The 9283-nt window shown below is 68.2% G+C and carries 8 protein-coding genes and 1 pseudogene; 4 read left to right on the top strand and 5 right to left on the bottom strand.

What is annotated here, in order from left to right; all coding sequences use genetic code 11:
- From A5646_RS11740 to nuoN, 3 genes and pseudogenes are all read left to right on the top strand, one after another.
- Window positions 1-408 (top strand): annotated as a pseudogene (locus tag A5646_RS11740) (NADH-quinone oxidoreductase subunit L); the annotation flags it as partial.
- A 48-nt stretch (window positions 409-456) separates the two neighbouring features.
- Window positions 457-2043, top strand: a complete 1587-nt coding sequence (locus tag A5646_RS11735; RefSeq protein ID WP_197498012.1) for an NADH-quinone oxidoreductase subunit M — start codon at window positions 457-459, stop codon at window positions 2041-2043.
- A complete protein-coding gene (gene nuoN, locus A5646_RS11730; RefSeq protein ID WP_066877916.1) occupies window positions 2040-3629 on the top strand; it encodes an NADH-quinone oxidoreductase subunit NuoN in 1590 nt (529 codons plus the stop codon). The genes A5646_RS11735 and nuoN overlap by 4 nt, the downstream gene beginning before the upstream one ends.
- A 10-nt stretch (window positions 3630-3639) precedes the next feature.
- Here the strand turns inward: nuoN and A5646_RS11725 are convergent, their stop codons facing one another.
- From A5646_RS11725 to A5646_RS11705, 5 genes are all read right to left on the bottom strand, one after another.
- On the bottom strand, window positions 3640-4032 hold the full coding sequence (locus A5646_RS11725; protein ID WP_231998294.1) for a hypothetical protein: 393 nt from the start codon (window positions 4030-4032) through the stop codon (window positions 3640-3642).
- A 64-nt stretch (window positions 4033-4096) separates the two neighbouring features.
- Window positions 4097-5353: a DUF58 domain-containing protein gene (locus A5646_RS11720; protein WP_067021811.1), complete on the bottom strand. Its 1257-nt coding sequence runs from the start codon at window positions 5351-5353 to the stop codon at window positions 4097-4099.
- Window positions 5354-5360: 7 nt separating this feature from the next.
- Complete coding sequence (locus tag A5646_RS11715; RefSeq protein ID WP_066870876.1) at window positions 5361-6338, bottom strand: MoxR family ATPase; 978 nt, start codon at window positions 6336-6338, stop codon at window positions 5361-5363.
- A 19-nt stretch (window positions 6339-6357) separates the two neighbouring features.
- Window positions 6358-6840, bottom strand: a complete 483-nt coding sequence (locus A5646_RS11710; protein WP_067021809.1) for a hypothetical protein — start codon at window positions 6838-6840, stop codon at window positions 6358-6360.
- Window positions 6837-7790, bottom strand: coding sequence for a DUF4129 domain-containing protein (locus A5646_RS11705; protein WP_066870887.1), 954 nt, complete (start codon window positions 7788-7790; stop codon window positions 6837-6839). Before A5646_RS11705 ends, A5646_RS11710 begins: the two co-directional genes overlap by 4 nt.
- Before the next feature lie 129 nt (window positions 7791-7919).
- Here A5646_RS11705 and A5646_RS11700 point away from each other — a divergent pair.
- Window positions 7920-9283: HNH endonuclease signature motif containing protein (locus A5646_RS11700; RefSeq protein ID WP_369806934.1), on the top strand; the 1364-nt coding region annotated here is incomplete at its 3' end.

Below are 9283 nucleotides of genomic sequence, written 5' to 3'. Positions count from 1 at the left end.
CACGAGGAGGTCACCCACGCATACCCGGTCTGGGTCAGCTCCGCGCTGGCGCTGGGCGTCGTGATCATCGGCATCGCGGTGGCCTACCGGTTGTATGCGAAGGCACCGATCCCGCGGGTGGCTCCGCTTTCGGTCTCGGCCCTGACCACCGCGGTCCGCAACGACTTCTACGGCGATGCCTTCAACGAAGAGGTGTTCATGCGCCCCGGCGCACAACTGACCAAGGCGCTCGTCGACGTGGACAACGCGGGTGTCGACGGCTCGGTCAACGGGCTGGCGGCGCTGGTGAGTTCGACCTCAAATCGGCTGCGGGGGCTGCAAACCGGCTTCGCCCGCAACTACGCATTGTCGATGCTGACGGGCGCCGTGCTGGTGGTCGCGCTGATCCTGGCGGTGCGGTTGTGGTGACCGCGCCGGCGACGATGCAGTCCGAAGCGATGACGAGGAGCGGCGCTGGTGAATAACGTTCCGTGGCTGAGCGTGCTGTGGCTGGTGCCGCTGGCCGGCTCCGTGCTGATCATCCTCATGCCGCCCGGGCTGCGGCAGCTCGCCAAGTGGACGGGTCTGGTCTTCGGCGTCGCGACCCTGGCCGTGGCGATCGTCGTCACCGTCGGGTTCAAATCCGGTGGCGCGCCGTATCAATTCGTCGAGAAGCACCAGTGGATTCCGGCGTTCGGGGCCGGCTACACGCTGGGCGTCGACGGCATTGCGGTGGTGCTGGTGCTGCTGACCGCGGTGCTGATTCCGGTGCTACAGGTGGCCGGCTGGAACGACGGGGGCGAAGGCAACCCACGCGGTGTACACGCGTACGTCGCGCTCACGCTGGCCATCGAATCCATGGTGCTGATTTCGGTCGTTGCGCTGGACGTGCTGCTGTTCTACGTCTTCTTCGAGGCCATGCTCATCCCGATGTACTTCCTGATCGGGGGCTTCGGCGGCGGAACCGGCCGCTCGCGCGCGGCCGTGAAGTTCTTGTTGTACAACCTGTTCGGCGGGCTGATCATGCTGGCCGCGGTGATCGGACTGTATGTGGTGACCTCCCAGCACGGTTCGGGCACCTTCGACTTCCGTGAGATCGTGGCCGGCGTCGCCTCCGGCCGCTACGGCGCGGACTCAGCGGTGTTCAAGGCGTTGTTCTTGGGCTTCATGTTCGCGTTCGCGATCAAGGCCCCGCTCTGGCCGTTCCACCGCTGGCTGCCCGACGCCGCGGTCGAGGCCACCCCCGCGACCGCGGTGCTGATGATGGCGGTGATGGACAAGGTCGGCACTTTCGGCATGCTGCGGTACTGCCTGCAGCTGTTCCCCGGCGCCTCAACGTATTTCCGGCCGCTGATCGTGGTGCTGGCGGTCATCGGGGTGATCTACGGCGCGATCGTCGCCATCGGCCAGACCGACATCATGCGGCTGATCGCCTACACCTCGATCTCGCACTTCGGGTTCATCATCCTGGGCATCTTCGTGATGACAAGCCAGGGGCAGAGCGGGTCGACGCTGTACATGCTCAACCACGGTCTGTCCACGGCGGCGGTGTTCCTCATCGCCGGCTTCCTGATATCGAGGCACGGCAGCCGCGCGATCGCCGACTACGGCGGCGTGCAGAAGGTGGCGCCCATACTGGCGGGCACCTTCCTGGTGTCGGCCATGGCCACCCTGTCACTGCCCGGGTTGGCGCCCTTCATCAGCGAATTCCTGGTCCTGCTGGGAACTTTCAACCGGTACTGGCTGGCCGCCGCGTTCGGGGTCACCGCGCTGGTGTTATCGGCGGTCTACATGTTGTGGCTCTACCAGCGGGTGATGACCGGGCCGGTCGTCAGCGGTAATGAAAAGATCGGCGATCTGCGCGCCCGCGAATTGATCGTCGTCGCGCCGTTGATCGCGCTGCTGCTGGTGCTCGGCATCTATCCCAAGCCGGTGCTCGACATCATCAACCCCGCCGTCGAGAACACCATGACCACCATCGGCCAGCACGACCCCAAGCCGACCGTCCCGGTGGCGACACCCAGACCGGCCGACCTACCCCGGACCGCCGAAGGACCGCGATGACCCTCCCAACCCCGAGCATCCAGTACTTTTTGCTGTGCCCGACGCTCATCGTGTTCGGCGTCGCCGTGGTGGCCGTCCTCGCAGAGGCGTTCTTGCCCAGGCGAATTCGCTATACGGCGCAGGTAACGCTTGCGCTCGGTGGCGTGATCGCGGCGTTCGTCGCGGTGATCGCCGTGAGCCGCTCGATTCCAGGCTCCGGGCGCGTCGCGGTGTTGGGCGCCATGGCCATTGACCGCCCGACGCTGTATCTGCAGGGCACCATCCTGCTGGTCGCGGTGCTGGCCATCATCTTCATCGCCGAACGCACCCAGGCCAGGGCCGGCAACAAGGTCTCCGTAGGCGTCGGCAGGGCCGGTTCGGGTGGCCTGGACTCCTTTACCCCGCAGGCGTCGGCGGTGCCCGACAGTGACGCCGAACGGGAGGCCGAGCGGGCCGGAGCCGCCCAGACGGAGCTGTTCCCGCTGGCGCTGCTGTCGGTCGGCGGCATGATGGTTTTCCCCGCCTCCAACGACCTGTTGACCATGTTCGTTGCGCTGGAAGTGCTGTCGTTGCCGTTGTACCTGATGTGCGGCCTGGCCCGTCATCGCCGCCTGCTGTCGCAGGAAGCCGCGATGAAGTACTTTCTGCTGGGCGCGTTTTCGTCGGCGTTCTTCCTCTACGGCGTGGCGCTGCTGTACGGCGCGACCGGCACCTTGCTGCTGACCGGAATCCGCGACGCGCTGGCCGCGCAGGGCGATACGTCGATGGCGCTGGTCGGTGTGGCGCTGCTGTCGGTCGGTCTGTTGTTCAAGGTTGGTGCCGTTCCGTTCCATTCGTGGATTCCCGACGTGTACCAGGGCGCGCCCACCCCCATCACCGGGTTCATGGCGGCCGCCACCAAGGTGGCGGCTTTCGGTGCGCTGCTGCGGGTTATCTACGTGGCGCTGCCGCCGCTGCACGATCAGTGGCGCCCGGTGCTGTGGGCCATCTCCATCCTGACCATGGCGGTGGGCACCATCACCGCGGTGAACCAGACCGACGTCAAACGCATGCTGGCCTACTCGTCGGTCGCCCACGTCGGATTCATCCTCACCGGCGTCATCGCCGACAACCACACGGGCCTGTCCGCCACGCTGTTCTACCTGCTGGCCTACAGCTTCAGCACCGTCGGCGCGTTCGCCATCGTCGGCCTGATCCGCGACGCCGACGGGGTCGAGGACGCCACGCTCTCGCACTGGGCGGGGCTCGGGCAGCGCTCCCCCATTGTGGGCGTGATGTTTTCGATGTTCCTGTTGGCCTTCGCCGGCATCCCCCTGACGAGCGGATTCGTCAGCAAGCTCGCCGTGTTCAAGGCCGCCGCCCAGGGCGGTGCCGTGCCGCTGGTGATCGTCGGTGTGGTCGCGAGCGGGGTGGCCGCCTACTTCTACGTGCGGGTGATCGTGTCGATGTTCTTCACCGAGGCGACCGAGGACACGCCGCACGTGGTGGCGCCGGGCATCTTGAGCAAGGCCGCGATCGCGGTGTGCGCCGCGATCACCGTGGTGTTGGGCATCTTCCCGCAGCCGCTGCTGGATCTGGCCGACCAGGCCGCCGAGTTGCTGCACTGACGCAGCGCGGTCAGTTCATGAACGGCCGGACGGCCAGCAGGTAGATCAGCAGCGCCGCCAGCGGGGCGACCAGCGGCAGCCACGGCAGCTGCAGGGGAAACGACGTCGCAACCAACCCGGCGACCGTAAACCCCACGGCGCCAAGCGCGGTCGGCCAGCTGTCCAACACCACGAGCGCGGTGGCGCCGGCCGCATGGCGGCACACCAGGTAGGCGGCGGCGCACAGACCGGACAGCGCGACGAATATCACCGGCGGGCTGGCCAGCAGGACGGTAACGGCCGCCAACAGCACGGCAACCGTTGCGGCCCGGCGCAATACGATGCCGACCGCGACCGCGATGAGTGCGGCCACCCATCCGGCGATCGCGGATTCCTGCCAGCCGTCGGCGGCCAGCCCCACCATGAGCAGGCCAAAGGCCGTCGCGAACGCGGGCGCCCCCGCCCGCGCCAGTGTCCCGGCGCCGCCGTCAGCCACGAAGCCTCCCCCGCACCCGCCGTCGCCGATCGGGCAGCACACCCATCGACTGCTCCAAACCGCTATCGCCGGGCCACGACACGATATCGACGCCGATGGTGGCCATGTCGCGATACATCGCGGAGCGCTGCAAGGCCCACATCCGATCCACCAGGGGGTCCTGTTCGTCTTCGAACGGCGACGTGTCCAGAACGTCGACGGCCAGCACGACATGGCCCCGCTTGCGCAGATTGATCAGGGCCAAGGCGAATTCGGTGTCGAGCAGCGTGGAGAACGCGATGACGATCGCCCCGGCCGGAACCGCCGCGCGTGGCGCCAACGTGCCGGTGGTGTGTTCGAACCGGTCACCGGCGCGAAGAACGGTGTCGAGCACCCGATAGAACTGGCGCTGCCCGATGTCGGCTCCCAGCCAACGCGGCTGGTTGCCCCCGAGGGCGACGATGCCGGCCCGGTCACCATGGCGCAGTGCGGTTTGCACCACCTGCGCCGCGCCGCGAACGACGCGTTCGGTGGCCTCGGTCGCCGGCCCGGCCGGCTGCCGGTAGCCGTCGATCAGCACCACCACGTCGGCGGCGCGGTCGGTCAACCGCTGCGTCACGTGCAGTTGACCCCGGCGCGCGCTCACCGGCCAATTCACCGCCCGCAGTTGGTCGCCGGGCACGTAGAGACGAATGTCGGCATATTCCACACCCGGACCGATGTGGCGGGTCAGGTGGGCACCCAACCGGTCGAGCAGCTCGGTCTGCGGGATGGGCGTCTGTTGCGGCGGTGCCAGCGGGAACACGATCACCTCGGCGGCCCCGACGACCGCCGTCCCGGTGAGCAGCCCACCGCGGGCGATCACGTCGACGCGAACCTCAATCGAATACCGGCCCCAGCGCCGCGCGGTCGCCGTGACCGTTTTCGCTTGGCTCCCATCGGTTTCCGTGATGTCGAGTTCCATGCCCGCGATGTCGGGAACCGTGAGCCGCACGGCCGAAGCCGCGTCGTCCGTCACCCAAACCCTGATGCGTGCCTGCTCGCTCTCGAAGCAACGCTGGGTGTCGGGATCGCCGTGCACCCGAACCGTCGGCACCGGGCGCTGCCAGCTGATCGAGCACAACACGCCCAGCAGCGGCGCCGCGAAGGCGATCAGCTGCCACCGGCCGCTTATCACGGCGGCGGCCATCGCGAATCCCGCGCAGGTGGCGATCGCTCGGGCCAATTCCGATGCACGCCAGCGGAACTCGACCGCAGTGCTGCGGGTCATGCTGGCCTCATCCGGTCTCGCCGGCGCCGGCGCCGGTGCGGGGCACCGGTAGGCGGTGCAACAGCTCTGCGATGACGTCGGCACCCTGGATTTTTCGTACCCACATCTCCGGACGCAGGGTGATCCGGTGCGAGACCGCGGCGATGGCGAGCGCCTTCACGTCCTCGGGGATGACGTAATCGCGGCCGAGCAGCAGCGCGCGGGCGCGGGCGAGTTGGACCAGATCGAGTTCGGCGCGGGGGCTGGCCCCGACGGCGACCTGCGGATGGTGCCGGGTGGCGTTGGCCAGTGACACCACATAATGCAGGACGTCTTCATGCACGGTTACCTGCTCGACCGATTCGCGCATTGCCAGCAGGTCGTGGGCGTCCACCACCTGGTTGACCGTCGGTTCGGCCGAACCGCGTTCGAGGCGGCGGCGCAGCATCGACGTCTCGTCGCGCTCGTTGAGATACCGCAGTTCCAGCCGGATCGCGAACCGGTCGAGTTGCGCCTCGGGCAGCGGATACGTGCCCTCGTACTCGATCGGATTGTCGGTGGCCAGGACGATGAAAGGCTGTGGCAGCTGGTGTGTTTCGCCGTCGATGCTCACCTGCCCTTCGGCCATCGCCTCCAGCAGCGCCGCCTGGGTTTTCGGCGGCGTGCGATTGATCTCGTCGGCCAGCAACAAGTTGGTGAAGATGGGGCCGGGTCGGAACGCGAAGCGGCCGGACTGCATGTCATAGATCGTCGAGCCGAGCAGGTCGGCGGGTAACAGGTCGGGCGTGAACTGCACCCGGGTGAATTGCAGACCCAACGCTGCGGCAAACGATCTCGCGATCAGCGTCTTGCCCAGGCCGGGCAGGTCTTCGATGAGGATGTGGCCGCGCGCCAGGACCGTGGTGAGGATGAGCCGCAGCGCGGATCGTTTCCCCACCACCACGCGTTCTATCTCGTCGAGAATCGCTTCACAGTGGGCGGTCGTGGTGGCGGCCGGCAGCGTCATGGTGGGATCGCGCCTCCTGTCATACCTGCTCCAGCTTTTGCAGAATCTCTTGCAGCGCCGCACGGCCCGGACCGGGTTGGCGGTCACCGCCGCGCACCACGTTGTTGGGATTGACCCATTCCCACAGTTCCACACCGAACAGCATGCGTCCGGTTGCGTGATACGCCCCGGAGTCCTTGGATCGCCTTTGGCCAGTTGTCATCTCGTACCGGCGGGCGAGCATCGGGCGTAGATGCCTGTCCCAGTCGGCCCGTGTCGACTCCGACCACCGGATCGTCGTCTCGGTGGTGGCAAGCCAGCGGCGCAACGAATCCCCGAGATCGTCGGCGTCGGCCTCCGTGTCGGCATCGGGCCCCCGCGCCAATGCGCGACGCAGAGTGAGCAGCACCAGCGCCAGCCCCACACCGGACGCCGCCAACATCCAGCGTCGATCCTGCTGCGTCAGCGCCAACAGTTCGATGCCGACGATGAGGCAAACGCCAAGGGTCGTAATCTTTTTCATGCGGCACTCCGCGAACCCAGCTCGTCGAGGACCAACCGGAGGACGCCTACCGCGATGTCGCGGTGGCCCTCGTTCATCACATGGGGGCTGAACCGCGCCTCGGCGAACAGGTTCACCAATTGGACGGCGTTGTCGGCGTGCAGGGCGTGGTGCTCGACCGCGCGGGCCAGCACCTCGGTGGGGGTGTCGAATTCCCGGGGGGCGGCGCCGGGAACATGTGCGAGTTCACGTTCCATCGCGGCATAGCAGGCGATGATCGCCTCGCGCGGTTCGCGGCTCAGGTCCGTCATCTCGGCCAGACCGCGTTCGGCGGCCCGCGCCAGCGACTCCGAACGCGCCGCCGGCGCCGGCGGCTCCGCCGGTTCGTCGGCGACGACGGGTGCGGTCGGACGCCAGCGCCGTCGCGCCGTGGCGACCGTACCGCCGACGAACAACACCAACATCGCGACCGTGCAGGCAAGCAGGATCCCGAGTAAGTTCTGCGAGCCGTCGCGGGGACGGTGTTGAGGCTGCTGCTGCGGCGGCGGCGCGGACGGATTCGTCGGCGGCGCCGCACCGGTATCGGGTGGTGACGGGGCCGGCGCGACGCCGTGGCCCAGGAAGCGGGCCAGCAGCATCACGACCACGAGCCAGGCCGCGATCACGGCGAGTCCGATCAGCAACACGCGCCAGCTCGGCCGCCCCCGGCCGGTGCCGAGCATCTCGGACAGTGCCCCTGCGGTCGGCGCGGGAGCGCGGGGGTCACGCAACCGCGCGACGACGGCGATCGCGATCAGCGCGAGCGTCACGGCCAGGGCCGCTACCACGAAGGCCAGCGCCGCGCGACCGCCCGACTCGTTGCGCACCGCATCGTGACGAGCCGGAAGGTAGCCGCGCAGGGCGGCCGCGACCACGAGCAGCAGGACGATCAGGGCAACGACTCGCCCTGTCGGTTTGTCTATACCAGGCATTGGCACACCACTCGATTGGTTGCCTGCCGCCGTCGCGGCACTGACTTTTCTCATACTTGCACGTCAAGCGGCCCCAGGGCCAGGACCGGCGTCGCCGCTTATCCACAGTCGGCGGTTCATCCACAGATGATGCGTGGGCGGTGCCTGTTCGAACTCGTGTTCGATACCGTGGGCTGTGTGGGTCCTCTGGTGAACGCGGAACTGGCGCGAGAGCGCATCTGCTCGGCGCTCGACGCGATCGATGCTGCCCACGAGGTGCTGCGCCAGACCCCGTCGGACGCGGTCGGCAATGCCTTTCGGGTCGGCGTCGCCGAGCGCCTGGAGGCCCAGGACCGCGCCAATCGCGGCCTGATGTACCGGATTTTCGGCGAAATCGCCGAGCCGCCGGACGGGTCAGGGTGCGTTCCGGCGGTGCGCGGCACGCTGTGGGCGCGGCTACGCATCACTCCCAAGGAAGTCGCGCGCCGCTTTCGGCTCGCTGCGCGTCTCCAGCCACGCCATTCGCTGACCGGCGCGCCCCTGGAACCCGAACTGCCGGCGTTGGCGGAGGCGGTAACCGCCGGCGCGGTGGGTGAGGACCACATCCGCGCCGTGTGCGCCGCCGTGGACACCTTGCCCTCCTGCGTATCGCCGTGTGATGTGGCGGATGCCGAGCGCACGCTGGTACGGCACGCGACCAAACTCGACGCCGCCGTGGTCACCAAGCTGGGCCACCGGATTGCCGACTATCTCAATCCCGACGGCCGCTTCACCGACGTCGATCGCGCCCGCCGCCGTGGCGTGTACCTCGGCCCGCAGGGGCCCGACGGAATGTCCCGACTTTCCGACCTACTGGATCCCGAGGCCAGGGCCTACTTCGAAGCCCTCGAAGCGGCGGTGCGGCCCGGGCGCCATCAGACCCCCGACAGCGATCCTGAGACGCGCGATGATCGCACCCCGGCCCAACGCGGCCACGACGCCCTCAAGCTTGGCCTCGAAATCGCCCTCGCCTCCGGCGGTCTCGGGGCGCACCGCGGGCTGCCCGTCACCGTGATCGCCACGACCACAGTGGCCGAACTCGACCGAGCCGCGCACGCCGCGGTCGACTCGTCGATCCCGATGCCCGCGCCGGCGCACACCGGCGGCGGTTCACGACTGCCCATGCCGGATTTGATTCGCATGGCCGCCAAGGCGATTCACTATCTTGCGGTGTTCGACGAGCACACCGGCCGGCCGTTGTATCTAGGGCGTCAAAAACGCATCGCATCCGCGGACCAACGGCTCGTCTGCTACGCCCGTGACCGAGGCTGCACCCACCCCAATTGCCTCGAACCCGGCTATCATTGCGAAATTCACCACGCCCACGAATGGGCAGAGGGCGGACGCACGGACGCCGACAACCTGTTCTTCGCCTGCGGATCCGACCACGGCGCGGTGGGGCGCGGCGAATGGCGCACGGCGGTGGCCGGCAACGGCCGACTCGCCTGGACCGACGGCAAGGGGCCGCCCGAGGT

Source organism: Mycobacterium sp. 1245499.0 (assembly GCF_001673615.1).
Lineage (GTDB): Bacteria > Actinomycetota > Actinomycetes > Mycobacteriales > Mycobacteriaceae > Mycobacterium > Mycobacterium europaeum_A.
This window is presented reverse-complemented; position numbering and strand designations above follow the sequence as displayed.

Excerpts from the sequence above, each read along its gene's own strand:
- nuoN (WP_066877916.1), top strand. The coding sequence starts at position 2,040 with ATGACCCTCCCAACCCCGAGCATCCAGTACTTTTTGCTGTGCCCGACG.
- A5646_RS11725 (WP_231998294.1), bottom strand. The coding sequence starts at position 4,032 with ATGGTGGGGCTGGCCGCCGACGGCTGGCAGGAATCCGCGATCGCCGGA.
- A5646_RS11720 (WP_067021811.1), bottom strand. The coding sequence starts at position 5,353 with ATGACCCGCAGCACTGCGGTCGAGTTCCGCTGGCGTGCATCGGAATTG.
- A5646_RS11715 (WP_066870876.1), bottom strand. The coding sequence starts at position 6,338 with ATGACGCTGCCGGCCGCCACCACGACCGCCCACTGTGAAGCGATTCTC.
- A5646_RS11710 (WP_067021809.1), bottom strand. The coding sequence starts at position 6,840 with ATGAAAAAGATTACGACCCTTGGCGTTTGCCTCATCGTCGGCATCGAA.
- A5646_RS11705 (WP_066870887.1), bottom strand. The coding sequence starts at position 7,790 with ATGCCTGGTATAGACAAACCGACAGGGCGAGTCGTTGCCCTGATCGTC.